The 25,080-nt window shown below is 61.2% G+C and carries 25 protein-coding genes; 3 read left to right on the forward strand and 22 right to left on the reverse strand.

From position 1 onward, the window contains the following. Positions 1 to 4: 4 nt before the first annotated feature. The 8 genes from BA190_RS07495 to BA190_RS07530 form a co-directional block, all read right to left on the reverse strand. Positions 5 to 1,045 (reverse strand): branched-chain amino acid ABC transporter permease, encoded by a 1,041-nt coding sequence (locus tag BA190_RS07495; protein ID WP_068284832.1) that lies wholly within the window; start codon positions 1,043 to 1,045, stop codon positions 5 to 7. Next, positions 1,042 to 1,944 carry a branched-chain amino acid ABC transporter permease gene (locus BA190_RS07500; RefSeq protein ID WP_068284834.1) on the reverse strand — a complete coding sequence of 301 codons (903 nt, stop codon included), beginning with the start codon at positions 1,942 to 1,944 and terminating at the stop codon, positions 1,042 to 1,044. Before BA190_RS07500 ends, BA190_RS07495 begins: the two co-directional genes overlap by 4 nt. Then, the gene (locus BA190_RS07505) at positions 1,941 to 2,678 is read right to left on the reverse strand and encodes an ABC transporter ATP-binding protein (RefSeq protein ID WP_068284836.1); all 738 of its coding nucleotides are present in this window, start codon (positions 2,676 to 2,678) and stop codon (positions 1,941 to 1,943) included. Before BA190_RS07505 ends, BA190_RS07500 begins: the two co-directional genes overlap by 4 nt. Further along, positions 2,671 to 3,459: an ABC transporter ATP-binding protein gene (locus tag BA190_RS07510; protein ID WP_068284838.1), complete on the reverse strand. Its 789-nt coding sequence runs from the start codon at positions 3,457 to 3,459 to the stop codon at positions 2,671 to 2,673. Before BA190_RS07510 ends, BA190_RS07505 begins: the two co-directional genes overlap by 8 nt. Further along, positions 3,452 to 4,078, reverse strand: coding sequence for a cysteine hydrolase family protein (locus BA190_RS07515; RefSeq protein WP_068284840.1), 627 nt, complete (start codon positions 4,076 to 4,078; stop codon positions 3,452 to 3,454). The genes BA190_RS07510 and BA190_RS07515 overlap by 8 nt, the downstream gene beginning before the upstream one ends. Then, entirely contained in the window at positions 4,075 to 4,884 is an 810-nt protein-coding gene (locus BA190_RS07520) for an N-formylglutamate amidohydrolase (RefSeq protein WP_068284842.1), read from the reverse strand. The genes BA190_RS07515 and BA190_RS07520 overlap by 4 nt, the downstream gene beginning before the upstream one ends. Continuing rightward, positions 4,884 to 6,203, reverse strand: coding sequence for a glutamine synthetase family protein (locus BA190_RS07525; RefSeq protein ID WP_068284844.1), 1,320 nt, complete (start codon positions 6,201 to 6,203; stop codon positions 4,884 to 4,886). The genes BA190_RS07520 and BA190_RS07525 overlap by 1 nt, the downstream gene beginning before the upstream one ends. A 113-nt stretch (positions 6,204 to 6,316) precedes the next feature. After that, the gene (locus BA190_RS07530; RefSeq protein ID WP_162275062.1) at positions 6,317 to 7,183 is read right to left on the reverse strand and encodes a MurR/RpiR family transcriptional regulator; all 867 of its coding nucleotides are present in this window, start codon (positions 7,181 to 7,183) and stop codon (positions 6,317 to 6,319) included. A gap of 149 nt (positions 7,184 to 7,332) precedes the next feature. Between BA190_RS07530 and BA190_RS07535 the strand changes: the two genes are divergently transcribed. Continuing rightward, a complete protein-coding gene (locus BA190_RS07535; protein WP_068284846.1) occupies positions 7,333 to 8,010 on the forward strand; it encodes a cysteine hydrolase family protein in 678 nt (225 codons plus the stop codon). A 47-nt stretch (positions 8,011 to 8,057) separates the two neighbouring features. Here BA190_RS07535 and BA190_RS07540 read toward each other — a convergent pair whose 3' ends face one another. The 10 genes from BA190_RS07540 to BA190_RS07585 all read right to left on the reverse strand — a co-directional run bounded on the left by BA190_RS07540 (position 8,058) and on the right by BA190_RS07585 (position 17,345). Then, entirely contained in the window at positions 8,058 to 9,461 is a 1,404-nt protein-coding gene (locus BA190_RS07540) for a S41 family peptidase (RefSeq protein ID WP_068284848.1), read from the reverse strand. A 566-nt stretch (positions 9,462 to 10,027) separates the two neighbouring features. Continuing rightward, complete coding sequence (locus BA190_RS07545) at positions 10,028 to 10,846, reverse strand: hypothetical protein (protein ID WP_156771396.1); 819 nt, start codon at positions 10,844 to 10,846, stop codon at positions 10,028 to 10,030. Between the two features lie 646 nt (positions 10,847 to 11,492). Then, positions 11,493 to 11,726, reverse strand: a complete 234-nt coding sequence (locus BA190_RS07550; RefSeq protein ID WP_068284852.1) for a hypothetical protein — start codon at positions 11,724 to 11,726, stop codon at positions 11,493 to 11,495. Further along, positions 11,723 to 12,196 carry a M15 family metallopeptidase gene (locus BA190_RS07555; protein ID WP_162275063.1) on the reverse strand — a complete coding sequence of 158 codons (474 nt, stop codon included), beginning with the start codon at positions 12,194 to 12,196 and terminating at the stop codon, positions 11,723 to 11,725. Before BA190_RS07555 ends, BA190_RS07550 begins: the two co-directional genes overlap by 4 nt. Further along, a complete protein-coding gene (locus BA190_RS36420) occupies positions 12,189 to 12,770 on the reverse strand; it encodes a hypothetical protein (protein WP_068284857.1) in 582 nt (193 codons plus the stop codon). Before BA190_RS36420 ends, BA190_RS07555 begins: the two co-directional genes overlap by 8 nt. A gap of 96 nt (positions 12,771 to 12,866) precedes the next feature. Next, on the reverse strand, positions 12,867 to 14,420 hold the full coding sequence (locus BA190_RS07565) for a hypothetical protein (protein WP_068284859.1): 1,554 nt from the start codon (positions 14,418 to 14,420) through the stop codon (positions 12,867 to 12,869). Positions 14,421 to 14,644: 224 nt separating this feature from the next. Further along, positions 14,645 to 15,496: a hypothetical protein gene (locus tag BA190_RS07570; RefSeq protein WP_068284862.1), complete on the reverse strand. Its 852-nt coding sequence runs from the start codon at positions 15,494 to 15,496 to the stop codon at positions 14,645 to 14,647. Beyond that, positions 15,493 to 15,693 (reverse strand): hypothetical protein, encoded by a 201-nt coding sequence (locus BA190_RS07575; protein ID WP_068284864.1) that lies wholly within the window; start codon positions 15,691 to 15,693, stop codon positions 15,493 to 15,495. Before BA190_RS07575 ends, BA190_RS07570 begins: the two co-directional genes overlap by 4 nt. 170 nt (positions 15,694 to 15,863) lie before the next feature. Further along, a complete protein-coding gene (locus tag BA190_RS07580; protein ID WP_068284866.1) occupies positions 15,864 to 16,589 on the reverse strand; it encodes a tellurite resistance TerB family protein in 726 nt (241 codons plus the stop codon). A 243-nt stretch (positions 16,590 to 16,832) separates the two neighbouring features. Further along, a complete protein-coding gene (locus tag BA190_RS07585) occupies positions 16,833 to 17,345 on the reverse strand; it encodes an Lrp/AsnC family transcriptional regulator (RefSeq protein ID WP_068284868.1) in 513 nt (170 codons plus the stop codon). Between the two features lie 99 nt (positions 17,346 to 17,444). On the opposite strand from BA190_RS07585, the gene BA190_RS07590 reads away from it, so the two are divergent. Continuing rightward, positions 17,445 to 18,653 (forward strand): diaminopropionate ammonia-lyase, encoded by a 1,209-nt coding sequence (locus BA190_RS07590; protein ID WP_068284870.1) that lies wholly within the window; start codon positions 17,445 to 17,447, stop codon positions 18,651 to 18,653. Then, positions 18,650 to 19,891 carry a Zn-dependent hydrolase gene (locus tag BA190_RS07595; protein WP_068284872.1) on the forward strand — a complete coding sequence of 414 codons (1,242 nt, stop codon included), beginning with the start codon at positions 18,650 to 18,652 and terminating at the stop codon, positions 19,889 to 19,891. The genes BA190_RS07590 and BA190_RS07595 overlap by 4 nt, the downstream gene beginning before the upstream one ends. Before the next feature lie 66 nt (positions 19,892 to 19,957). On the opposite strand, the gene BA190_RS07600 is transcribed toward BA190_RS07595, so the two are convergent. The 4 genes from BA190_RS07600 to metG form a co-directional block, all read right to left on the reverse strand. Next, positions 19,958 to 21,610 (reverse strand): Na/Pi cotransporter family protein, encoded by a 1,653-nt coding sequence (locus BA190_RS07600; protein ID WP_068284874.1) that lies wholly within the window; start codon positions 21,608 to 21,610, stop codon positions 19,958 to 19,960. Positions 21,611 to 21,811: 201 nt separating this feature from the next. Then, positions 21,812 to 22,633: an MBL fold metallo-hydrolase gene (locus BA190_RS07605; protein WP_068284876.1), complete on the reverse strand. Its 822-nt coding sequence runs from the start codon at positions 22,631 to 22,633 to the stop codon at positions 21,812 to 21,814. A gap of 5 nt (positions 22,634 to 22,638) precedes the next feature. Further along, positions 22,639 to 23,439, reverse strand: a complete 801-nt coding sequence (locus BA190_RS07610; protein WP_068284879.1) for a TatD family hydrolase — start codon at positions 23,437 to 23,439, stop codon at positions 22,639 to 22,641. A gap of 17 nt (positions 23,440 to 23,456) precedes the next feature. Then, the gene (gene metG / locus BA190_RS07615; RefSeq protein WP_068284881.1) at positions 23,457 to 25,022 is read right to left on the reverse strand and encodes a methionine--tRNA ligase; all 1,566 of its coding nucleotides are present in this window, start codon (positions 25,020 to 25,022) and stop codon (positions 23,457 to 23,459) included. Positions 25,023 to 25,080 lie beyond the last annotated feature (58 nt).

A 25,080-nucleotide genomic window follows, 5' to 3' on the forward strand; every position in this document is an offset into this window, starting at 1 on the left:
CTGGTCACCTCTCAATTGATGGACTGCTCGCCGATGTTTTGGTCGCCCCGAATGTCAGTTCGCGGTCGCCCATGATCCCCTTCGGCCGGAAGATCATGATCAAGATGAAGACGATGCCGAGCACGATCTGGCTCGCCCCGAAAAGGGGCGGCACGGTCACGCCGAGCAGGCTGAAGCCGCGCTCGGCGGAGCGCAGCACCTCGGATAGCAAGGAGACGCAGACGACGCCGATCAAGGCGCCGGAAAGCGAGCGCATGCCGCCCAGGACGAGCATGGCGATCAGGTTCAGCGTCATGGCGAAATAGAAGGTGATCGGCGAGAAGGAGCCGAGATAGTGGGCATAGAGCGAACCGCCGACGCCCGCGAAGAAGGCCCCGATCACGAAGGCGATCAGCCGCGTGCGCAGCACGTCGATGCCGACGGCGCCTGCGGCGATGGTGTCGTCTCTGACGGCCATCATCGAACGGCCGAAAGGCGAATAGACCAGGCGCGCCAGCAAGATGAGCGTCACCACCAGCCAGGCCATCACCCAGGGCAGGTTGGTCTGCAGGGGCACGCCGGTGAAGGTGCGCGAGCCGCGGGTGAAATCGGCCGCATTGATCAGCACGACATTGACGATGATGAGAAAACCCATCGTTGCCACCGAGACGAAATAGCCCGACAGCCGCATCAGGGGATAGCCGACGATCACCGCCAACAGGGCGGTGAACAGGCCCGCCGCCAGTGTGGCCGGCAGGAAGGGCAGGCTGAAGCCCGACAGCAGCGCCGGCAGATGCGGCAGCAGGGCAGCCTTCTGTTGCACCGTCAGCGACAGGATGCCCGAGGCATAGGCGCCGGCACCGACGAAGCCGACATGGCCCAGCGAGAACACGCCGGTGAAGCCATTGCTCAGCGAGAGCGAGAGAACCAGGACCGAGTTGAGAGCGATCAGGATCAGGATGCGCGTGAAATAGTCGCTCAGGACCAGGGGAGCGCCGATGGCAATCGCACCGGCAACCACCAAGCCGACGGCCGCGAGCAGGGCGATGGGCAGGCCGGCTTTCATAGCTTGATCTCTCGATTGGGCTGCAGCAGTCCGCCAGGACGGAACAGCAGGAAGGCGATCAGCAGGCTGAAGACGATGGCGTCGCGGTATGGCGTCACCGCATCGGGCAGGAAGGCGACGATGAAGATCTCGAGGGCGCCGAGCATGTAGCCGCCGACAAGGGCGCCCGAGATCGAGCCGAAGCCGCCGATGATCGCGGCCACGAAGGCCTTCAGCAAAGGCGTGAAGCCCATCTGGGGTTGGACGACCCCGGCCTGCGCGGCCCAGAGAACGCCGGCGAGCCCGGCATAGGCGGAGGCGACCACGAAGGCGATCACGATCACCCGGTTGACGTCGAGGCCGACGAGATGGGCGGCGGACATGTCTTCGGCTGCCGCGCGCATACCGAGCCCGACGGTGGTGCGGGTGATGAACCAGCCGAGGCCCAGCAGCGACAGGAAGGAGAGCGCGATGGTCAGGATGTTGATGTTGGTGAAGGTGATAGCGCCATCGGCCAATTGCCAGGAGCCGTTGAGCAAATCGGGCAGGGGAAAATTGCGCGGCGAAGAGGTGAAGGCCAGGATGCCGAGATTTTCCAGGATATAGGTGACGGCGAGGCTGGTCAGCAGCCGCGTCACGTCCGGCGCGTTGCGGATCGGCCGGTAGGCGATGCGCTCGATCACGAAGCCGGCCAGGGCCGCCGCGAGGATGCCACAGAGCATGGCGAGGGCAAAAGGCATGCCGGCCACGCCGAGGATCACGGTGGTGAAGGCGCCCACCATCATCACATCGCCATGGGCGAAATTGGTCAGCTTGAGCACGCCGAAGACGATGGAGAGGCCGACCGCGACCAGGGCATAGAGGCTGCCCAGGCTGACGGCGTTGATGATCTGCTGGAGGATATATTCGAAGCCGTTCATTCATCGGCCCCCAGATAGGCCTGCGCCACGCGGTCATTGGCCGTCAGTTCGGCGGAGCTGCCGGAGAGCACCACGCGGCCGGTGCGCAGCACATAGGCCCTGTCGGCCAGTTCGAGGGCGATTGCGATGTTCTGCTCGACCAGCAGCATGGTCATGCCCTGGCGCTTGAGTTCGGACAGCGCATCGAAGATGTGGCGGACCAGCAGGGGAGCCACGCCGAGCGAGGGTTCGTCGAGCAGCAGGAGGCGAGGGGCCGCCATCATGGCGCGGGCGAGGGCAAGCTGCTGCTGCTCGCCGCCCGAGAGCGTGCCGGCCAATTGCGCCAGGCGCTGCTTGAGGATCGGGAACAGGGCGAACATGCGTTCCTGGTCACGGCCGATGCCGTCGCGATCACGCCGCGTGCAGGCGCCGAGACGCAGATTGTCGGCTACCGTCAGGCCGCCGAACAGGCGCCGGCCCTCCGGACTATGGGAGATGCCGATCCGCACGATCTCGGCGGGCGGAAGGGTTGCGATTGCCTGGCCCGCGAAGGTGATGGCTCCGGCTTTTAGACGGTTCAGGCCGGAGATCGTGCGCAAGGTCGTGCTCTTGCCGGCGCCGTTGGCGCCGACCAGGGCAACGACTTCGCCCTGGCCGACATCGAGGGAGACACCCTTGAGCGCACGGACCGCGCCGAAATTGACTTCGAGCCCGTCGATCCGGAGCAAAGGAGAGGAGGAGCGGGCATCAGGCATGGCCGAGATAGGCCTCCCGGACCCTGCTGTTGCTGCGCACTTCCGCGGGCGTTCCGGTGCAGATGACCTCGCCGGTGGCCAGGACCTGGATGCGCTCGCACAGCGTCATGATCAGATCCATGTCATGCTCGACCACCACGACGGCAATGCCGTAGCGGTCCCGGATGGCCCGGATCAACCCGGCGAGGACACGGGTCTCGTTGGAATCGAGCCCAGCGGCGGGCTCGTCGAGCAGCAGCAGCCGTGGCTGAGTTGCCAGAGCGCGGGCGATTTCAAGCCGGCGCTGGTCGCCATAGGGCAGGGCCGATGCCGGTTGCCGAGCCTTCGGCTGGAGGGCCATCAGGTCGAGCAATTCATCGGCAGAGCGCTGGGCGGCATCCAGGCGCTCGCGGTAGTGCGCGCCCCGCAGGATCGCCGCCAAGGGGCCGATGGGATGGCGAAGCTGGGCCGCAGCCAGCACATTGTCCCGCACGCTCAACGAGCCGAACAGGCGCGAGCCCTGAAAGGTTCGGGCGATGCCCCGCTCGACGATGGCAGCCGTCGACAGGCCGGCGATCGATTGGCCCAGGAACTCGATCGTGCCGGCGTTGGGGCGCGAGAAGCCCGTCACCAGATTGAAAAAAGTGCTCTTGCCCGATCCGTTCGGGCCGATGATGCCGACGATCTCGCCGGCCCGCACGCTGATGGCCTGATTGCGCAGGGCGACCAGGCCGCGAAAGGCCTTGGTAAGATCGGCCGTGTGCAGCAGGGGGGCGGCTTGCGACGAGGTCGGTTCAGCCATCGCCGCGCCTCCGCGGGGCCGCCAGTTCTTTGACCAACTCGTCGGTGCTGGTCTGACGGCAATAGCCCTTGAAGGCGCTCAGGGCCCGCTCGTGTCGCTCGGGCGTATCGGTGGTGCAGGCGTCGACGGGGCAGACCATGCGAAAGCCGCGATCGGCGCCGTCGCGCACGGTATGGTCGATGCATTGATCGGTCAGGAATCCCGTTACCACGAGGCTGTCGAGCCCGATATTGCGGACGAGATATTCGAAATTGGTGGAGTTGAAGAGGCTAGACGAGGTTTTCGGCAGCACCATGTCGTCCGGGCCGGGCGCGAGCTCGGCGATGACGCGGGTTTCCGGGCTGCCGGGGGCGAAATGGAAGCCGGTCTGCTTGTAGTCGAGGCTGCGATCGCGGCCGTCCCGGGTCAGGCTGGCGATGACGGTATAGACGATCTCGGTGCCTGCAGCCCGGCCGGCGGCCAGCAGGCGTGCAATGTTCGGAATCGCAACATCTCGGGCCGAGCGGTAGAAGTAGGGCCGTGTTGCCTCGGCTTGTGCGTTGAAGATGCCGTCCTGCGTGTCGATCACCAGGATGGCAGTCCGAACGGGATCGAGGGGCGCCTTGCGATCGGGGATCATCGGCCGGTCTCCAGGCTGAAGCGCGCATAGGCGGCATTCAGGACGGGCGCCAGGCGCTCCGCCCAGGCCGCCTGGCCCGATGCATCGGCGATGAGGTCCTGGCGGATCTCGAACTCGACATAGGGCAATCGTCGCTCCTCACCGTGGACGGGCACGGAATAGTCCTCGGCCATGTTGACGCCGTAGGGCTCGTTGCGCCCGATCACGAGATCGCTCTGATTGGCCAGTTCAGCGAGAACCAGATCCGAGAATTGCCTGTTGTCGTGAAAGCAAAGGCCGACATGCCAGGGGCGCGGCGCGGGAGCGGCTAAAAGCGACGGCGTGAAGCTGTGCATCGACACCAGGATCAGGGGCAGGCCGGCCGCCAGCTTGTGATCGATGTGGGTGGATATCGCGGCATGATAGGGTTCGACGATCTCGCGGATACGAGCCTGGCGGTCATCGGCCGTGGGATCTCGGTTGGCCGGCACAGTCGTTCCGTCGGAAATTGGCGTCATGAAGCTCGGCGAGTCGAGCCGCCGGTTGCACTCCGCCACCAGGCGCGAATAACGCTGGAATATCAGGGGCGCCCGCAGCCGATGGGACAGGTCCATGCTGACGCCCAGGATGCCGATGTCGATGCCGATATGGCGGTCGAGCTCTGATTGCGGCAGGCCCAATCTCGCCAGGGCGGCGGGAACCGCATTGCCGGCATGGTCGCAGATGATCAGGAAGGGCGAGAAGGCCTCTTCATTGTGCAAGCCGACCGGCGGTGGATCGCCGGCAGCGAGCAGGCTGGTCGGGGGAGGGCGCAGGGGCGAAATCATCAATAGGCCCTCGCATAGAGGGCACAGAGGTCTTCCAGGCCGGTGTCTCCAGCCATTTCGATCTCGCCGCGCTTGTGCATGAGATAGGCCTCGGTCAGAACCGGGCCGAGCCAGGCGGTGGCTGCGGTGTCTGCCTTCAAGGCATCCAGGGCTTCGTCCAGGCTGCGAGGCAGGTCGCCGATGCCACGTTCGGCTCGTTCCGTTGCATTCCAACGCCCGGGATCGCCGCTGGAGATGAAGGGAGCGGGCAGGGCGTCCCGTATGCCCGAAAGACCGGCAAAGACCAGCACAGCCAGCTGCAGATAGGGGCTCGCAGTGGCATCGGCGCCGCGATACTCGATGTTGTAACGCTTGGCGACGTCGATGCCCTCGATCTCGGGATAGGGGCAGATGCGCAAAAGCGCCTCGCGGTCCCGATCGGCGAGATTGGCATAATAGGCCGACCAGGAATGCGGCTTCAGCCGCTCATAGGAGATCACGCTCGGTGCGGTGACGGCACACAGGGCGCGAGCATGTCGCAGGATGCCGGCGCAGAAGGAAGCGCAGATCTCGCTCATGCCTCCCGGTCGTCCAGGCTGATAGCAGACGGGCTTGCCGGCAAGGTCGGTCAGGCTGAAATGGATATGCACGCCATTGCCGACGATGCCCGGTGTCACCACGGGCGAGAAACTGGCATGGCTGCCATGGCGGCGGGCCAGAGAGCGGCAGATTTCGCGGAGTTTCACCGCCTGGTCGGCCGCCTTCAAGCCCTCCGCGGGATCGATGGTGATTTCATACTGCCGAGGGCCGTATTCGGGTAGGAAGGTGTCGGGGGCGATATTATTGGCGCGCAGGGTAGCCAGGAAGGAGCCGATGAAGCCCTCCATGCCCCTGAGGCTGCTGGCGGCGTAGGAGTCGCCCGGGCGTTCTTCTCCGGCCGCGTACCAGAATTCATGCTCGAAGCTGGCGATGAGGCGCAGGCCCGCCTCGGCCTCCAGAGCGACGAGGGCCCGCTTGAGCAGGCTGCGCAGGCAGCAATCCCAGGGAGTGCCCGCCATGGTCATGATGTCGCCGAGGATGATGTGTTCGGCGGGCGTGCCGTCGTCATAGGGCAGGCGGATATCCCCGCCGGGTTGCGGCACCAGCATGAGATCGCCTTCCGCGCCGAACGGAGTGGCGGGGATGCGGCCGAAGCAATTGATCATGATGTTGGTCGGGGTCCAGCCGACACCGAAGCGACGGCGGTTCTCCAGGTCGCTTGCCAGAAATCCCTTGCCGCGAACCTGGCCGGCAATGTCGCTGCAGCAGACCGTGATGACGCTCTCAGGCCTTGTTGCCATTGGCGTGCCGTTCCCCTGTTCTTATGGGAACGAACGCTAGCATGTGAGAATTATTTCTTACAAGATGATGTTAATGGCGACGATGACGTAATTTTTGGCAAAATGAAGAAACGTCATGGGAGCAGCTTCTGTCGGACACCTTCAATGGTTTCGAAACGGGCCCTGGCGACCGGCCATTGCCGGGAGTCGATTGCGAGAGCAACCGCTTCCACCAAGGCGATCACTCCGATCAGGCTATCCCAGGGCGAGGGGACGTCGACGCGAGCCCTCAGCACGATATCGGCGACCTGGGCGGCATCCGACATCCACTGGTCGGTAAAGAGGGCAACCACGGCTTCGCGGCCCTTGGCCACTTCGGCCGTACGCACTGTGTCGGCCTGATAGCGGCGGATATCGAACAGGATCACCACGTCCTTGCGCCGAAGCTCGGCAAGCTCGTCGGCGCGTCGCATCAGTCCCGCGGAGAACAGCCGGACCTTGCCGCGAAGCTTGCGCAGGTGGAATTCCAGATGGCGTGCAGCCGGCTCGGTAAAATCGCCGCCAAGCAGAAAGACCTGGCGCCTTTCATCGACGAGAATGTCGACCAGGCGCGCGAGCTCCGCCTCGTTGATCATGGCGATCGAGCCTTGCACCGTCTCGGCCAGGGCGCTGCTGAATTCGATGAGCGCAGAGGTCGAGGCATCGGCATGCGGGCGCGTCAGGGGGAATTCGGCCTGGGCCTCCATTTCCTCGCGCAGGGCCCGCCGGAAGTCGGCATAACCTGGGAAGCCGAGCTTGGCCACGAAGCGCAGGATGGTGGGGGCGCTGACCTTGGCTCTCTCGGCGAACAGTGCCACTGTCTCCATGCCGGTGGTCGGATAGCGAGCAAGAAGGGCGCGGGCCGCACGCTTCTCCGCATCGCTCAGCGACGGCATGGTTGCCGCGACGCGGTCGGCCAGCGTCGTGCCGGTCTGGGGCAGGGCGGCTCTCGGGGGCTCCATGGCGATACCTCTTCTCGATGTCCGAGCGGATGTTCCTGACACCCGCGCGGATGCCATTGTCTTTCACAGTGCCTCGGTACAGGATAGGTCAATTGCGGGCAAAACCGTAATTTGAATTACAGCAAGGCATTCCATCTTGTGAGGACATCATGGCCGGCCTTCCAGCCATCGACGCGCCGGGCGGCGCATACCGCGAGCGCGAGATTGTTGCGGCCCGAACGGCGCTGCTCAACGTCGATATGCAGAATGGCGAGTTCAACGCGCAGATTCTGGCGCGGGCCCGCATGCCGGGCACGCCGGAAGCGGCAAAGCGGGCCTTCTATGAACGCATCGACAGCGTGGTGATCCCCAACCAGGCCCGCCTGCAGGAAGCGGCGAGGGCCGCCGGCATCGAGGTGATCTTCACCGTGCTGGAAAGCCTGACCCAGGATGGCCGCGACCGCAGCCTCGACCACAAGATCTCAGGACTGAATTTCCCGAAGGGTTGCTGGGAAGCGAAAGTGATCGAGACTGTCGGTCCCAGAGGCGATGAGATCATCATCCCCAAGACGGCATCCGGCATCTTCAACGCCACCAATATCGAGTATGTGCTGCGCAATCTCGGTGTGGAGTTCCTGATCGTCTATGGCGTGGTGACCGACCAGTGCGTCGAGTCGGCCATACGTGACGCAGCCGACCGCGGCTTCCTCGTGACACAGATAGAGGATTGCTGTGCGGCCGAGACACCGGAAAATCATCTGGCTTCGATCGACAGCATGAAGGGGCATTATTGCCGGACACGCAGCACCGACGAGATGATCGCCGAAATCAAGCGAATTTCAAGATAAAAATATATGTTTTTCAATACGTTATATCTTCTATTGAATCTAATTCATTATCGATTTGGAAGATCGGGAAACGGCCCCGATCGGTGCGCTTCGTCAATGGCATGCATCGCGGCTTGAAGAGCAGGATCACGCTCGGCCTCGAGATCGGCCTCAGTGAACAGGGCGGTCGGAAGATCAGGTGGAACGCCCATTATATCATAGGCTTGCCTATGCTGGTTCAAGTAGATTTCATTGGGAACGCCGAAGCGCCAGCCATTCGGCAAATGGCGGATCAGCACGTCGGAGAAGACGCCTTGCGTGTTCTCACCGATGAAGACGGGTTTGTGCCTGCGCCCCTGGAGCGACATGGCGAAAGCCTCGGCCGCACTGACGCTGTCGTGACCCATCAGCAGCGCCATCGGTCCGTAGAAGCCCGGGCGCGGGGAAGGTGTCACCATGATCGGCTGCGGCTTGCTGAATTTCGTCGGATCCGCCGGATCGATGCGAAAGATCTTGCTGGAGGCAGGATAGGACACGGTGGTCAGGCGTGCCGCGATCTGCAAGCCCAACATTTCAGTGCCGCCGCCATTGAGGCGTATGTCGACGATGAGCCCATGCAATCCGGCTACCTTGCCGAAAATGTCGTCCAGCGCCGCATCGAGAGCGGCAGTCTGGGCGGCAGTTTCGGCATTCTTGTCGTAGTTCTCGAAACTGACGATCAGCAAATAGCCGACACCGTCGGGCAACATGCCGAATGCAAGCTGCCGGTTGCAGTACCAGGCGAGGGGCGTCGTCAGGAACCGCTTTTCAACGATGGTGAGCGCGCGCTGATGGATTGCCTCGCTCCTGGCTGCGGGTGGGCGCCAGCCGCTGAACTCCAGGCCGAGGGCTGGTGCCTCGACCCAGACATGGGCATCTTCGAGTGGCGCCAGCATCTCGCGAAAATGCCTGAAGAGCGTCTGATCGTCCGTGGTAGAGCCGATAGCCATCCGATGTGTGGCTGTCACAGCCGCCCAATCCACGTGATGCTGCTTGAAGAACGGATATTGTTCGGCGAAAGTTCGCGCGAAAATGTCGAAATTGACGATGGGATCCGTGGAATCGGCCTGCGAACAGGCCGTTGGCAGTGCATCGGTGCGTGTGAGTTGGGTCTGGGTGGCGACGCCGTCCACAGTCAGCACGAGCCGGTTCGGCTGTCGACCTCGCCGGAACGCGAAGGCATCGATTACCCCGGTGTCGTTGTTGATGCTGGAGCCGGCAAAGCGAGCGGAATTTTCGAAGGCCGCAACGCGTTCGGCAGAGACCGACTTCTGGCAACTGATTGCCGTGATCTCGAAACGCTGCAAATGTCCGCCGTCGATGGCATAGGCATGGCCGTATCCCGTCGTCAGCCATACGCCATCGGTGAAGTCGGAAGCGGCCCGAGCCGGCGGCGCAAGCAAGAGCAAGCAGACAAGGAGCATGCAGCGCATTGGACGACCTCCAGGGAAACGGCGGTCCTAGCGGCCAAAATTGGCATGCCTGTGAACGGGCGTCGATGGTCGGCGCTACAAATGATGCAGAGGCGCTGAAGAACCTTGAACGACAGCTGGCAATTTCGATGGCGAGCAGCGATCAAGCTCGTCGCAAATGCCGGCCGAAACCGGCCCAGGAGTGGGGTAGTGGACGACGTCTTTAATTCGCATAAGATATATAATGGAATCTCAAGTACTTATATAGTTAATTCTCACGTGATTCGTCAAGTGCTATTTGCACCAGGGGACCCATTTTTTTCCCGACCCTCCGCTTTTTTTCTGCGTGCGGGTAGGGCGCTTTTTACATGACCAATCGTTAATATGATCTTTCATACGCGGGGCGTGCTCACCCAGGGTAGGGGCCCGCCACGTCCGCTTATGGTCCGGTTCATGAGGGGAGAGCGCAATGCGCTCCCGTATCGCCGCGTGCTCTGCAATGGTGCCTCGCATTTTTGCGGCTTGAGTTTCCGGCTTCACGCCGTAGGAGACCGGCCCGCGTTTACGGGCATCGCTGGAAAAAGGGTCTATGGAGAACCCGAGAGACCTCGGAGCGCCGAGCGTATCCAGCGGATCAGTTCTTCGGACCGTTCCGCTTCGCTCTGCTCTATCGAACCGCCCCGAGCTTCGCGCCACGCGCTCCACTCTCGTTTCGTCTCTTCGCTCATTTCCTCTTCGCTTCGCCATAGCAAATCCCCTTCGTCCGACTTCCGGAGCCAATAGCGGATTGACCACATGTCATCCGCGTAAATACCTTTGAAACCCGTAACAGGGTTAATGCCTTCATACCAGCGTTTAGCGCCAATTGGAAGGTCAGGTATACGTATTTTTGGTTCCGTTCGGACGAAATTATTGTTCTGCGCTGCTATTTTATCATCGTGTTTTTCAATCACTTCTGAATATGGATGGTATTTATTACCATACATCATTTTCCAAGCGGCCTTGTAATACTCTATGAAGTTATAAGCCGTTGTATCGCGCAGATAGTATTTTTTAGGAAGCCCCGTTTTGTAGTCCTTGATTTCAGGGAACGTATAATAAAGATCTTGGGGCGATAGCCCAGCATCCACGTATTTTTGCGCCAGCAACCTGAAATATGCGTCCCCAAGCGGGGGCTTTTTGGACATAGCTAGGTGAGCTTGACGCTCTTCCACGCCTATGTCCTTGTTTATGTATTTACATACATATTTTGCACTGGCCTCCGTTGCCGTCATCCATACTTGATGACCGTGCGGCCAGTACTTATTATGAAACATGCGACTGTTATTTTTATCCACCGTCAATTCATGCGGTGGTGCCTCACCATAGAAGAACAGCATTGCATGCCAGTGAGCACGGCCCTTCATATGGCCATACTCACCACAGACGAGGTACCGGAATTTGTACCCGTCCGTGCGGAGGTACTTGAAATACTTCTGTACGTCCGAATAGGTGAGCCATGCCGACCTGAAATGGTCGGAGTTATTGTTTTCGTCGCGCCCATAGGTCAGAGAGCAGAAAAACGAGTGTGTCGCAGTTTTTGTTTCGGCAATGCAGCGGCCAACCCAATCGTTGACCTTATTATCTCTGCATTGCCAGCATATGCGACATGCAATCTCAGTCCCATCCGCTAATAGTCCGGGATTTATACACATTGCTCTATCTCCGTCTTGTTTTTTGACCGCGTCCCAGGGGCCGAATGCGGAGCATGGTCTTGCCGGAAGAAAGAGCTAAGGGCTCCGCCCTCGCGCCGGGAAAATTGTGGGTCCTCGCTTCGCTTCGCTGCAGCTCCGGTCCCGCCTTCGGCGAATTTGCCCTCTGCTACCCCGGACTCGCCGTCCAGGCAGGGATGCATGAATGCATCCTGCCTTTTGATTTACGGCTTTACTCGACTAGGCCGAGTGGAGGGGGAGGGGACTTTTAGATTTCCTGTCACTAAATGCATATATACTCAAGAAGATGTATGTTTTCGCGCCAGCCATGCAGACAGGGTTGCATGGCTGGCGCACGGCGCTACTTGCGCAGACGTTCGGTCAGGCCCGCAGAGCCTTCCCAATACGCCTGTGCGAGCGCCTTGGTTTTGGACACGTCCTCATCACGCATGATCAGCATAACATGCAGATCATGGTCGCGCTGATTCGAGGACAGCGCTTTCTTCGGAAGGTCCCGATACGCCTCCGACAGAGGCTTGAGGTTAGTCAGAAACGGACCTTGCCCAAGACCAACCGGATAATCCGGCTTGTTCACGGGAACGGCTTCAGTCCTTGGCTCATCTTTCGCCATTCTTTCAACTCCCAATGTGCGGGGTCCCATAGCGATATAAAGTCGCCACCCCAGGTGATAGGTATCCCCGCCTGGACAGAGATTTCTTTGCCGATATGGCCGAGCAAGTCCCAGGACTTGCGGTCAAGGTCATATGCCTTGCGACCATGGATGATATCCACGGCCATACCGAAATTGTGCGCAGACTGACCGTACTTCGCCCTGGACATACCAGTTCTATAGTACTCTTCCTGCGCAGCCTCACCCCGAACACAGTTCAGGATGAAGAGGGGGACGCCTTGTTTACGCATCCGCGTAACAAGGCGTTTGCCGAATTCAAGGATATCAGCATGCGCGCCTTCGATATTGGCGCGGTGTTGCTGATCCTTGTACCGCTGCGAGGCGACGAACTTTTGATCGATCATCGCCCGCATTGCCGTTGACAGATCAGTCACCGGCACCTCCAGAGGGCGCGGCGGGTTCACCCTCTCCAACTGCCGGAGGGGGTGACTTGGGCTTAGGAGCCGGTTTGGCTGGCTTTTCGCCATCATCCGCAGGATTTTCTCCCGAAGTCCGCCCGGCACCGGCCCGTTGTCCCGCGTCGAATGCACCGGCAATCCTTCCCTCGATATCGTTGAACATCGCCGCAATGCGTTTCTCCGCATTCAGCTGTTGCATGTACATCATGCGTTCGAGTTCAGGATTGCGCGCCGCCCGCTGGGCGATCTCCGTGAAGACTTCCGGATCGTCAATGACGATATGCTCAGGCTCGTTTTCAGCCGTAAGGAAGCTGACATCGTCAGCATCCGTAGCGATCACCAGATCACCGGCATACGAGAACTCAACTTCCTCCAGGCGATCAGGAGCCGCCAGGAAGTGCAATTCACCATCGTCATCGATAGTGTAGAGCTTCGCCACACCGGGCGAATTGACAGTAAGGCGCACACGCCTTACATCTTTGCCCGGGAAAGTAATCTTGCTTCCACGGGGCAGGGCCACCCAGCGGCCCAGGTTTCCGAGTCTGATCATGGATCATTGGCCTTCATTTGGCGCTCAACTTCGAGCAACGTTTATCGGGATTGCCCTAGCAGCCGCCGCATACGCGACGGCGCTAGAACTACTGCGTTAGGTGGTAGAAGTCGGAAGCCGCTCTTGCGGCGCTTCCGCCAGCACCTTGTCGTAATTGTTCTGCTCTTCATGCAGAACGCCGCCGAAGACCGTATTGCCCTGCAACACTAGGTCGCCCTGCGTAGTGCACTCGAAGGGGTCGCCAGTAGTCACCAAGAACGGCTTTTGGTGAATATTGGTGCAGATATAGAAGTCTTCTGCCAACTTGGGGTTCATCGTTTCAACCGCCCAAATCCTTTGGCGGTCCTCATCGAACCCGGCATTGACCTTTGGCCGATAGAACTTGCCGCCGATATGCGGCGCATCCGACTGCCACATATAGTTCAGCGGAGCGTAACCGAACGTCGCATCCGGCGTAGCGTGGTCCACATCCACATAGCTGCACGGCACCGCATCGACCTTTTCAGGATCGAGCGTATCACGCAGATAGGCCGGGAAATCCTTGACGGCCTTGGCGTGCAGGAACGGATCTCGCTGGCGCTCGAAAAGCTGGTCGGGGGTAATTTCTGCGACCACCATGACGACGCCACCGGTTGGCACGCGTGGCGTCTGGATCGAGATATCGACATACGTCGCCCCATTAACAGCGCTCTTCGAAAGGTTATCGCCGTCCGACGCATACCGCTTGGACATGCCGAACACAGTATCGCGCTCAGCAACCAGCATCGGCTGCGTCATGAACTGCTCAGGAATGGACAGACCATCCATGAGCATATTGATCACCCAATCCTCCGAGTGGCCGTTATACTGCTCACGCAGCTTGGCGAATGCCTGCGTCTTGCGCGCCAACTCAATGTTGGACAGCGACACAGTAATGCCTTGCGCATTCAACTCCGCCCAAATGTCCGGCATCAGTTCCGCACCCGGCTTGACGCGCTTGATGTAAAACGCCGCTGCCGTGCCATCGAACGTCCCGAGGCCCGTTGACCCAGCCGGCGGCGGCTGCCCCGCGCTATCGCGCAGGTTCGCACCAAGCGCCGGCCCGACCGCATAACCCTTGTCCGCATAGATGCCGCGCACCGGCAGCCGGTTAGTTCCAGCCGTAATGTTCAGCGGAACCTCACCGTCAATGACGGCCTGGTCGAAGCTGGGCACAATGTGCTTGAACCGCTCCCGGTTCCAGAACGCCGGCGCCAGGTCTGTTGCCAGGCGAGCACGCTTCGCCAGCTTGGCCGACCGATTGCCCGCACGGAAATTCCAAATCTGGTTATACGCCTCCAGATACATGGTATTCACCATGTCGGTTTCCTTGGCGTGCAGCCCAAGGTACTTGTACACGGCGTTCGACCCATGCGTCCCGAACACTGCCGTTTCCACGAACGGCACCACAGGAAGCCCCTTGAATTGCTGGCCTTCCCAAGACCGGTTCAATTGGTCCATAGACCCCTCGAACCGGTCGAATGCCAGGAACGGCACCAAGTACGCCTTCACCGAGACGTTGATGGCGTTCATGAGAATTTCAGCCGTTTCCATGCTCTCGAAATTGAGACGCAGCCGGCCCGAGATCACGCTATCTTCGCGCAGCACCGGAGCGGCGAACACCGGCACCATCTTGCCAGCCGGCAACGACGTGATGCCGCGAGCGGCCCAACGTCGGGTTGTACGCGGAGCCACAAGCGGAGTTGTGGACATGCGTGCGTCAGCGGGCGCAACCAATGCGCCTTTACCTGTCTTCATTTCTTCAGACCTTTGATTTTTCGGATGATACGCCGGATCTTAACCCGTCGCTTTAAGCAACGGCGGCAAGCCATTGTCGTTTACCTCTCGCTAACCAATTATCGCGAGAGGGGAGGGGGGTACCACATGCGTGGGTCCTCCCAATCCCCAGACCTACCGGGGACCGCCTTGTTTGCGGCCTTCTTCGTTCTCGACAGATAGCCCGCAGCGTCTTCCCACAACCCAGGTACCTTTCGGTACTTATCGACCCAGGCGCGAGCGCCTTTGTCTATGTTGCTGTAGACGTCACCAGCGAAGACACCCAACCCGCCAATCGTCGAAAACAGTTCGTTTTCGCCGTAGCGCTTTTCGATGACTTCCGCATCGGGGAGCCCCTTATTCACGACCGCCCCCGACTGCGTCGGATACGGATTCGTCAGAGTAGGGGCCTCCACCTTTGGCGTCTTGGTTTCCGCCGCACTATCCGGCAGCGGGACCGCTGCCGGTAACGACACATTTGTCTTACCGTGCGGAACGCCCGACCCCACACGGGGGCGAGCTACGGCACCACCCGTCACAGCCGGGACTCCGCCAATCGAGACACGATTGCGCGCTGCCGTGTCGGCCTGGAGGTTAGCAAGCTGCGCTTCCTGAATTTTATATTGCATCTCCCGCGACTTATCGTTGAACGGATCGATTGCTTGCAGGAAGTTATCAGCGATGCCAGGGAGCGCACCCGCTACCCTGGATAGCGGCGATGAACCGCCGCCCGTGGTGCTCGATACGGAGAAACCCGCCGAGCCACCATTGCGGATCGCAGTAAGGGGATTAAACCCCGCTGCCTCAGCTTCACGCACCATGCGTCGATAATCGACGTAACTGGTTGTGACTTTCGGCTCATCGTCACCGCCGCCGAAGAGACCGCCGAGGATGCTTGCGCCCGCAGATAGGAGGCCGCCGAGCCAGCTCATTTGCGGCCCTCCGTTTTCCGGAGAAGCTTGCCGATCACGAGATCAACCGCCACCAGGGCGATGATTGCGACGGCCTTCGCAAACTCCGTTTCTCCGTTTTGGCCCGCAGGCATGTAAGCCCACGTTGCGCCCGCCGCCATGGTTCCGAGCCGGGAAGCCAGCGGCGTCAGCAATTCCCGGAACACGATATCTTTCAATGCGTTAGTCTCCCTTTTTAAGGTGAGACTCCATTATTCGCATAAGATATATTATGGAACATAAACCCATCCCCCCAACCGGCCCAAGGGCCTGATAAACCGGGCTTTTCGGGAAAAGCCCGGTCTTGGGGTTCGTGTTCGGGATCGACGCGGTCTGATCCCCGGCCGCGCTATCGGCCGACGGCGGCAGCCAGGCCGTTGTCGATCTGGCCCGTGACGGCCTGCGGCAGCTTCAGGCGGCTGGCCAGCACATGCAGATAGGAATTCTCGGCTGGCGAAGCGGCGCCGACGGCGATGCGCGAAACGGCGTAGACCTCGGCCGCCAGTTCCGGCGTGCTCGCACCACGCACGATCGGCTCCATGTCGAATGGCTTGCTCAACTCCTGGAACAGGAAGTTGCGTTCGTCATCGGAGAGATCGAGCTTGTCGGCATGTCCGAGGATCAGGCTCTGCTCCTCGGCATCGACATTGCCGTCGGCCTTGGCTGCATTGATCATGGCGCCCAGCAAGAGCTTGGCATGGCTTTCAGCCGCGGCGGGTGTTTCCACGGGCAATGCCTCGACCGCACGTGCCTCGATGACGGGCGGCAGCGGTTGCGAGCTCGACAATTGTGGCGGCAGGAAGCCGCCTGGTGCGCTATTGGCCGCCGTGGCGCCGTTGTCGGCTGTTGCCGGAGCACCGGCTTGCCCTGCCTGGCTGCGTTGCCAGGCATGCAGCGCCAGCGCGCCGATAGCGGCAATGCCGCCATATTTGACGGCGGCGCCGGCCAGATCCCGGCCGGTCTCGGTAAACAGGATGCCTGCCGCAGCGCCACCAGCCGCCAGCTTCTTGCCCGGCGTGTTGAGAACTTGACCGCCGGCACCCAGCACTTTTCCAAGCAGATTATTCAGGTCCATTATCCGTTCTTGCTCCTCTACGATCGCCCAGCCCGAGCTCGCCACGAACTTTCGGACGTCTCCATCTTGGGATTCGACCGGATCGATCAGCACGGCCGGATGTGGTGCCAAGAACCCGGCGGCTTCAAGGCCGCCAATATGAAATCTTGGTCATGAAGGCAATGACAACTTAACATGAAATTTCAAATTTTTCATTGTATTTCAATATGTTGAAAGATTGTTCGGACCTGATTTCCTGGGGAGTTATTGCGACGACGAGACGCCCGGAACCTTGTCCAGGGACAAGGCGGTGCCGGTTTTGACCCGGTCCATCACGACGAAAGTCCGGAAGCGCCTGACGTTGCTGTTGGCGAAGAACAGCCGGCGCGTCAGTGCTTCGTAGTCAGCCATCGACGGCACGTTCAAGATCAGCACGAAATCCGTTTCTCCGGCGACATAATAGCATTGCTGTATGCAGGTTTCGGCCAGGAAAGCCTTCTTTGCCTCGTCGATCAGGGCGCTTCGCTCGCGCTCCAGGTCGACATTGACCACGATGGTCAACGGCTGGCCAAGTTTGGCCGGATCGAGCATGGCGACATTGGCTGTGATGACGCCACTCTCCTCCAGGCGTCGGATGCGGCGTTGTACGGCCGGCGCTGACAGGTGAATGGCATCGGCGATCTTGCGTTGAGGCGTGTGGTTGTCGCGCTGCAGGATAGCCAGGATGGCGACGTCGAAGCCGTCAAGTTCGAGAGATGAGCCGGAAATGCGCGACATGGAGACCTGACGAGACAAAATTGCACCAATGATCCCCAATCAGAGCGCTTTCATCGGCCGCTACGCAATAGAATTGCGCCTGATAAATGGAGGTCCCCGATGCATCTGGTCAATTCCGGCCCGCACTATCGTTCCGCCATCCTCGCCGAAGACCGAGACATGCTGGGAAGTGCCGGTGCGGACGAGGTCGAGCGCTTTCTAGCCATTCGTGCCGATTATCGCCCGACCCCCCTGCTCTCCCTGCCCGCTTTGGCGGAACGGCTCGGCATCGGCGAGCTCCTCGTAAAGGATGAGGCCCATCGCCTAGGCCTTTGTAGTTTCAAGGCTCTTGGTGGAGCCTATGCCGTGGTGCGGCTGGTCATCGAGAGAGCAAGCCGGCAGTTGGGACGGCAAGTTGATTACGCAGAACTCGGGCAGGACGACGTCAGACCGGTTGCCTCCGGGATGGTTTTCGCGTGTGCGACTGACGGCAATCACGGTCGTTCCGTTGCACAGGGAGCCCGGCTTGTCGGAGCCAAAGCCGTGATCTTCGTGCATGGCGGGGTGAGTCCGGGGCGCGTGGAGGCGATCGCAGCCTTCGGGGCCGAGATCATACGGGTGGATGGCACCTATGACGACTCCGTTGCCGAAGCCGCGCGCGTCAGCCAAGCCAGGGGCTGGACCGTTGTCTCCGATACGTCCTGGACTGGTTATGAGCGCATCCCGAGCCTTGTGATGCAGGGCTATACCACCATTCTGCGCGAGGCCCTGCAGCAGATGCGCGAACCGCCGACCCATTTATTCGTCCAGGCCGGCGTCGGCGGCATCGCGGCGGCGCTTGGTGGCCATGCAGCACTGGTCCTCGATGCCCGGCGCCCGAAGCTGGTGGTGGTCGAGCCGGCGCTCTCGGCCTGTGTCTTCGCCAGCGCGAAGGCCGGCCGACCCGTGAAGGTCGGCCATGGTGCTCCTACGGTGATGGCGATGCTGGAATGCTACGAGCCATCCCAGGTTGCCTGGCGGATCCTGGAGCGGGTGGCGGACGGTTTCATGACAGTGGAGGACGAGGAAGCGATCACCGCGATGAAGGCCCTGGCGCGTCCTTTGCCTGGCGATCCCGCTATTGTCGCTGGTGAGAGCGGCGCGGCCGGTTTTGCCGGCTTGCTTCAGGCTGCTCGGGACGATGTCATGCGCCAGGCACTCGGCCTGGATGCCCATGCCCGCGTTCTGGTGATCAACAGCGAAGGCGCCACCGATCCCGCGCGATACCGGGATCTTGTCGGCCTCGACGCGGAGGATGTGCGGATGGCAAATGGCGAGGCCCGGGCATGAGCGAAATATCCATCCAGGCCGAGCGCTTGCTGGGGCGTCTGCGCAGTCTCGGGGCGATCGGTCGTGGCGACGATGGCCAACTGGCGCGATTGGCTGCATCCGACGCCGACAAGGCAGGGCGCGACAGTCTGGTTCGATGGCTCGAGGATGCGGGCCTTGAGGTCGCTATCGACAGGATCGGCAATATCTTCGGCATCTGGCAGCCGGACGATGTACGGGACGAGGCCCCGCTCCTGCTCGGCTCTCATATCGACACCGTCATCGACGCCGGAATCTATGATGGCTGCTATGGTGTGCTGTCGGGCCTGGAAGTCATCGAGACGCTGAAATCCTCGGGCTGGCACCCAAGCCGCCCGATCGCCGTGGCTGCCTTCACCAATGAGGAAGGCGTACGCTACGCGCCGGACATGATGGGTTCCCTGGTCCATGCCGGCGGATTGCCGGTCGAGGAGGCGCTTGCCTCGATCGGCACCGATGGGACCAGGCTTGGCGCCGAGTTGCTGCGGATCGGCTATGCGGGCGAACGGGAGCCCGGCTTCCTCAAGCCGTATGCCTATCTGGAGCTTCATATCGAGCAGGGCCCGGTGCTCGAACGCGAAGGCCGGGCCATCGGTGCCGTCGAGACGCTGCAGGGCATCTCCTGGCAGCGCATCACCATAGAGGGTGTCGCCAACCACGCTGGCACCACCCCGATGTTGCTGCGCCATGATGCCGGTCATGCCGCGGCGCGCGTGATAACCTTTCTGCGCGAGCGGGCCGTTGCCGCCAATACGCCATCGGTGGCGACCGTCGGCAGCCTTCGTTTCAAGCCGAATGCCATCAACGTCATCCCAGCACGGGCGACCTTTACCGTGGACCTGCGCGATCCCGACGAGATGCGCCTGCGCGAGGCAGAAGGCGCCCTCGCCTCATTCCTCGACGTGCTCGCCCGGTCGGAGGGCGTCACGGTGTCCGTCGAGCGCCTCGCCCGCTTCGAGCCGGTCATTTTCAACAGGGAACTGGTGGATCAGATCGAACAGGCGGCGGGCCGGCGCGGCCTGCCCTGCCGCCGGATGACTTCCGGGGCGGGGCATGATGCCCAGATGATGGCGCGGATTGCGCCCTCAGCCATGATCTTCGTGCCCAGCGTTGCCGGAATCAGCCACAATCCCAAGGAGTTCACGCCGGATGCCGATCTTCTCGCCGGTGCAAGCGTGCTTCTCGACGTGGTGCGAAATCTCACCGCTGCGCCGGGGTGATCCCAATCCGCTGTAGTCGATCAATCGCTCGAAAAAATCCATTTATCACATTGGTAAAGCTGGATTTTATCCGGCATCCTTGAGGCGTGACGTCGAAAGCTCGCCTGCCGCCTCAAGGATCGGATAGGCCACGGCCGTCAGATGCGCGACGATGCGCTTGAGGTCGCGGATGACGTCCATATGCAGCGAACTGGTCTCGATCGAGGCCAGCGTACCGGCCCGCAGGCGATTGAGGTGGCTCTCCGCCGCCGAGCGTTCGAAATTGCGGATATGATCCTTCGCCACCACCAATTGGCGGGCCATGACGGGATCCTGGGTCATGAACACCGTGATGGCGAGGCGCATCTGCGCCACCACTTCGCGATGCATGGCCTTGATTTCGGCCCAGCCCTCGCTCGAGAAACTCAGATTGAGCCGCTGCTTCTTGGCCGCCAGTTCCAGCAGGGTCTTGTCGAGAATGTCACCGACATGCTCGAGATTGGTGGTGAACAGGATGAGCTCGAACGCCTTCCGGCTCATGTCCTTGTCCAGCGGCGTACGCGTCAACCGGGTCAGGTAGAGCTTGATGTTCTCCTGCAGGCGGTCGACCTGATAATCGAGCTGGCTGATCTGCTTGCGCCTGGAATCGTCCTGTTCCTCGAAGGTTATGATCGATTCCCGCAGCATGATCTCAACCAGTTCGGCGAGCCGGATCACTTCGCGCGAGGCAGCCACCAGCGCGACCGAGGGGCTGTCGAAATCCCCCTCGTCGAGCACGGGCGAAGGACGCTCGCCGATCGGCGCTTCCGGTGCCCTCACCAGCCTTTCGAGCAACCGGGCGGTCTGGTCGATGAAGGGCAGGAAGACGATCAGAAGCGCTAAGTTGAAGCCGACATGGAAATTGGCGATCTGGCGGGCCCCCGAGGCTTCCAGTTGCGCCAACCAAGGCTGGATGAGGCCGATCAGGGGCAAGAGCACCACGGCTCCTACCAGGCGGGTGCCGAGATTGCCGAGCAGTGCTCGCCGCACCTCGATCGGGGCAGCCAGCGACAGACCGAGAGGCGCCAGTCCCGAGCCGATATTTGCGCCCAGCACCAGGGCAAGGCCGAGCGGAATGCCTACCACCCCTGCCCCGGCCAGCGACATCACCAGAAGCAGGATCGCCACGCTCGAATGCACCAGCCAGGCCAGTGCAGCACCGATCAGCAGCGCTGCCCAGGGCTGGCCGTTGAGGCGTTCGAAGATCAACGTCATAATCTCGCTCTGGCGGATCGGATCGGCGATCCCGACAACCAGGTGAAGCGACAGGATCATCAAGCCGAGGCCTATCATGGCGCGGCCGACATTCTGGGCGACGGAAGAGCGCCCGAGCATGAACGAGGCCACACCGGCAACGATCAGGACCGGCATCAGGGCGGAAAGATCGAAGGACAGGGCCTGGACCACGAGCGTGGTACCGACATTGCTGCCGAGCAAGACGGCCAGTGCCATGGCGAGCGTAAGGAAGCCTCGCTCGACGAAGGACATCACCAGGAGGGTCGAGCCGGTTGAACTCTGGAGGGCCGCGGCCACCCCTGCCCCTGCCAGGCAGGCCGAAAATCGATTGGAAGTGGCCCGCGAAATCACGCCGCGCAATCGCTCGCCGAAGGCCCGCATGATGCCCGTCTTCACCAGGCGGGTGGACCAGATCAGGAGTGCGATACCGGCGAGAAGATTGAGAAAAACGTGCTGACCAGCCAACCGAATAATTCCTTAAGGACGAATCCTCTTCATGACGAGAAAGAGGAATCTATCACATAAGCAATTGAAACAGCATGAACATTAATGTCACATTTTGAGCTTTTCGGTCAGTTTGTTCCAGAGCGTTTTGTGATCCGGCAGCCGCATCAAAAACGCAAAGACGCGTCGCGCCAAAGAGTGTGAGCAGAGGAGCGTTTCCGTCTAAACGTGCCTGCCGTGTGGTGGTGCCAGCTCGATGCGCATGCCGTCATAGCCCGGCTCCACGCCGGCAGGCAGCGTGCGCCGCAGGGTCTGATAGTCCATGTCCGTATGCATGTTGGTCAGGATGGCGCGGCGCGGTTTCAATCTCTCGATCCAGGCCAGCGTCTCCGGTAGTGACCAATGGCTGGGATGCGGCGTGGGGCGAAGGGCGTCCACGATCCAGACGTCCAATCCCTCCAGTAAAGCTTCGCTTTCTTTCGACAGTCCATTGATATCGCTGGAATAAGCAAAGTCTCCGATGCGGAATCCGAGAGACTGGATATCTCCGTGATCCTGCTCGAACGGCAAGGCCGTGATCGAACCGCCGGCGCCCCCGATACTGACGGCCTGTCCAACCGTTATCGTGTTGAGCGTCAGGATGGGGGGATAGGACGAGCCCGGCGGCGTCTCGAAGCAATAGTCGAAGCGGTTCCGCAGCAGGGCGGCGGTGCGCCGGTCGGCATAGACATCGACGAGGCTGCGCTGATAGAGCGCCAGCACGCGCAGATCGTCGATGCCATGGGTGTGATCGGCGTGATCATGGGTGTAGAGCACGCCATCGACCGCCTTGACCTCGGCGTCGAGCAATTGCTGGCGCATGTCGGCGCCGGTATCGATGAGCACGGTGGTACGGCCACCTTCCGCTCCGTCCCGTTCGAGCAGCAGGGCGCAGCGCCGGCGTCGGTTGCGCGCCTCGTGAGGATCGCAGATGCCCCAGCCGAACCCGACACGAGGCACGCCGCCGGAAGAGCCGCAGCCCAGCAATGTCGCTGTCAACTTCATCGGCGTCAGGCTGCCGCCTTGATGCCATCGGGACGAGGCATTTTGGCAAAGAGACGGAAGGCGTTCTCGCTGGTCTGCCTCGCCACCTCGCTTTCGCTCAGGCCGATGGCTTCAGCCAGGACCCGCGCGGTATTGGCCACATAGGCGGGTTCGTTGCGCTTGCCGCGGAATGGCATGGGCGCCAGATAGGGCGCATCCGTTTCAACCAGCAGCCGGTCGTGCGGGACAAAGCGGGCGATATCCCGGATCTCCTCGGCCGACTTGAAGGTGAGGATGCCGGAGAAGGAGACGTAGAAGCCGAGGGCGAGCCCCCGACGGGCCAGGTCAGGGCCGGACGAATAGCAATGGAGAACGGCGCTGAAAGCCCCCTTCCCCATTTCTTCCTCGAGAATGTCGCCGATGTCCTGGTCGGCCTGGCGGGCATGAATCACCAGCGGCAGTCCCGTGAGCCGTGCCGCGGTGATATGTTTCCGAAACCCGCGCGCCTGCACGTCGCGCGGGGCGTAGTCATAGTGATAGTCGAGCCCGGCCTCGCCGATCGCCACCACCTTGGGATGGGCGGCAAGTTCCAGGATGGCCTCGAGCGGGATGTCGTCCTCCTCATGGGCATGCAGGCAATGCGTGCCGACCGAGCCGAAGACATCGTCATAGCGCTCGATCAGCGCTCTGATCTTCTCGAACTGGCGGATACGGGTCGAGATGGTGATCATGCGCCCGATCCCGGCCTGGCGCGCACGCGCGACGACGTCATCGATCTCGGCTTGCAGATCGGGAAAATCGAGATGGCAGTGGCTATCGATCAGCATGGTTCAGTTTGTCCGTCTCAGGCCTTGCCTGCCCCATCGGCCGCCTCGACATAGCGGGGGAAGACGGCTGTCGGCGCCGGCAGCTCGATGTCCGGCGACAGGCGACCGTCAATGCCGAGATGGTCGAAGTCGCGCGCATCTTCCGGTACGGCCAGTTGATCGAGCAGGCGCGCTGCCCCTGCCGGGATCACCGGCTGGGCCAGGATGGCAACCTGGCGGACCACCTCGGCGGTGACATAGAGCACGGTTTCCATGCGAGCCGGATTGCTGTTCTTCAGCTTCCAGGGTTCCTCGGCTGCAAAATAGCGGTTCGCTTCGCCCACCACGCTCCACAGATCGGCCAGAATGGTGTGCAGGGCGAAATTGAAGATGGCGTCCCGAGCCTGCCAGATCAGATTGTCCGCCGCCTTCAGCAATTGCTCGTCGGACGGCAGGAGATCGCCGGGGCTGGGTACCTTGCCGCCGCAATTGGCCGCGATCATCTTCAGGCAACGATTGGCCAGATTGCCGAAATCATTGGCAAGGTCGGCATTGATGCGGTTGACGATCGCCTCATGCGAATAATTGCCATCCTGGCCGAAAGGAACTTCGCGCAGGAAGAAATAGCGCAACTGGTCGACACCGTAATGCTCGGCCAGCGTGAAGGGATCGATCACGTTGCCGACCGACTTCGACATCTTCTCGCCGCGGTTGAACAGGAAGCCATGGCCGAAGACGCGATGCGGCAACTCGATGCCGGCCGACATCAGGAAGGCCGGCCAATAAACCGTGTGGAAGCGCACGATGTCCTTGCCGATGATGTGCACGCTGGCCGGCCAGAATTTCGAGCGTTCGGTATCGGTATCCGGAAAGCCTGTCGCCGTCAGGTAATTGGTCAACGCATCGACCCAGACATACATCACATGCTTGGGATTGCCGGGCACCGGCACGCCCCAATCGAAGGTGGTGCGGCTGATGGAAAGGTCGCGCAGGCCCGAACGCACGAAGCTCAGGATCTCGTTGCGGCGTTCCTCCGGGCCGATGAAGCCGGGATGACTCTCATAGTGTTTCAGCAGGCGATCCTGATAGGCGGAAAGGCGGAAGAAATAACTCTCCTCCTCCACCCATTCCACCTTGGCTCCGGTCTCGATCACGCTGCGGGAGCCATCCGAATTGAGCGCCAGGTCCTTCTCGTCGAAGAAGGCTTCGTCGCGCACCGAATACCAGCCCGAATATTTCGACAGGTAGATGTCGCCTGCCGCTTCCATCCGCCGCCAGATCTCCTGGCAGGCGCGATGATGGCGCTCTTCGCTGGTGCGGATGAAATCGTCGTTCGACGCATTGAGCACCCGAGCCATCTCGCGGAAATATTCCGAATTCTGGTCCGCCAGGGCCTGGGCCGTGGTGCCCTGCTTGGCCGCCGTCTGCAGCATCTTCTGGCCGTGCTCGTCGGTGCCCGTGAGGAAGAACACATCATTCCCGTCGAGCCGTTTGAAGCGGGCGATGGCATCGGTCGCGATCAGCTCATAGGCATGCCCGATATGGGGCTTGCCATTGGGATAGGAGATCGCCGTGGTGATGTAATAGGTGTCTTTCTCGGCCATCGATGACGCTTTTCCTGACAACGATGCGCGACACCGCCAGTCAGGCCGCGCATCAGGG

Origin of the sequence: Labrys sp. WJW (assembly GCF_001676615.1) — a bacterium.
Taxonomy (GTDB): Bacteria; Pseudomonadota; Alphaproteobacteria; order Rhizobiales; family Labraceae; genus Labrys; species Labrys sedimenti.

Bases quoted from the DNA above. Each gene is read 5' to 3' on its own strand.
- BA190_RS07505 (WP_068284836.1), bottom strand. From the start codon at position 2,678: ATGCCTGATGCCCGCTCCTCCTCTCCTTTGCTCCGGATCGACGGGCTC.
- BA190_RS07580 (WP_068284866.1), bottom strand. From the start codon at position 16,589: ATGGACCTGAATAATCTGCTTGGAAAAGTGCTGGGTGCCGGCGGTCAA.
- BA190_RS07515 (WP_068284840.1), bottom strand. From the start codon at position 4,078: ATGATCCCCGATCGCAAGGCGCCCCTCGATCCCGTTCGGACTGCCATC.
- BA190_RS07525 (WP_068284844.1), bottom strand. From the start codon at position 6,203: ATGGCAACAAGGCCTGAGAGCGTCATCACGGTCTGCTGCAGCGACATT.
- BA190_RS07535 (WP_068284846.1), top strand. From the start codon at position 7,333: ATGGCCGGCCTTCCAGCCATCGACGCGCCGGGCGGCGCATACCGCGAG.
- BA190_RS07495 (WP_068284832.1), bottom strand. From the start codon at position 1,045: ATGAAAGCCGGCCTGCCCATCGCCCTGCTCGCGGCCGTCGGCTTGGTG.
- BA190_RS36420 (WP_068284857.1), bottom strand. From the start codon at position 12,770: ATGATCAGACTCGGAAACCTGGGCCGCTGGGTGGCCCTGCCCCGTGGA.
- BA190_RS07585 (WP_068284868.1), bottom strand. From the start codon at position 17,345: ATGTCGCGCATTTCCGGCTCATCTCTCGAACTTGACGGCTTCGACGTC.
- BA190_RS07530 (WP_162275062.1), bottom strand. From the start codon at position 7,183: ATGGAGCCCCCGAGAGCCGCCCTGCCCCAGACCGGCACGACGCTGGCC.
- BA190_RS07520 (WP_068284842.1), bottom strand. From the start codon at position 4,884: ATGATTTCGCCCCTGCGCCCTCCCCCGACCAGCCTGCTCGCTGCCGGC.
- BA190_RS07500 (WP_068284834.1), bottom strand. From the start codon at position 1,944: ATGAACGGCTTCGAATATATCCTCCAGCAGATCATCAACGCCGTCAGC.
- BA190_RS07540 (WP_068284848.1), bottom strand. From the start codon at position 9,461: ATGCGCTGCATGCTCCTTGTCTGCTTGCTCTTGCTTGCGCCGCCGGCT.
- metG (WP_068284881.1), bottom strand. From the start codon at position 25,022: ATGGCCGAGAAAGACACCTATTACATCACCACGGCGATCTCCTATCCC.
- BA190_RS07510 (WP_068284838.1), bottom strand. From the start codon at position 3,459: ATGGCTGAACCGACCTCGTCGCAAGCCGCCCCCCTGCTGCACACGGCC.
- BA190_RS07590 (WP_068284870.1), top strand. From the start codon at position 17,445: ATGCATCTGGTCAATTCCGGCCCGCACTATCGTTCCGCCATCCTCGCC.
- BA190_RS07610 (WP_068284879.1), bottom strand. From the start codon at position 23,439: ATGCTGATCGATAGCCACTGCCATCTCGATTTTCCCGATCTGCAAGCC.
- BA190_RS07570 (WP_068284862.1), bottom strand. From the start codon at position 15,496: ATGAGCTGGCTCGGCGGCCTCCTATCTGCGGGCGCAAGCATCCTCGGC.
- BA190_RS07595 (WP_068284872.1), top strand. From the start codon at position 18,650: ATGAGCGAAATATCCATCCAGGCCGAGCGCTTGCTGGGGCGTCTGCGC.
- BA190_RS07565 (WP_068284859.1), bottom strand. From the start codon at position 14,420: ATGGTGCCGGTGTTCGCCGCTCCGGTGCTGCGCGAAGATAGCGTGATC.
- BA190_RS07545 (WP_156771396.1), bottom strand. From the start codon at position 10,846: ATGAAGGGCCGTGCTCACTGGCATGCAATGCTGTTCTTCTATGGTGAG.
- BA190_RS07605 (WP_068284876.1), bottom strand. From the start codon at position 22,633: ATGAAGTTGACAGCGACATTGCTGGGCTGCGGCTCTTCCGGCGGCGTG.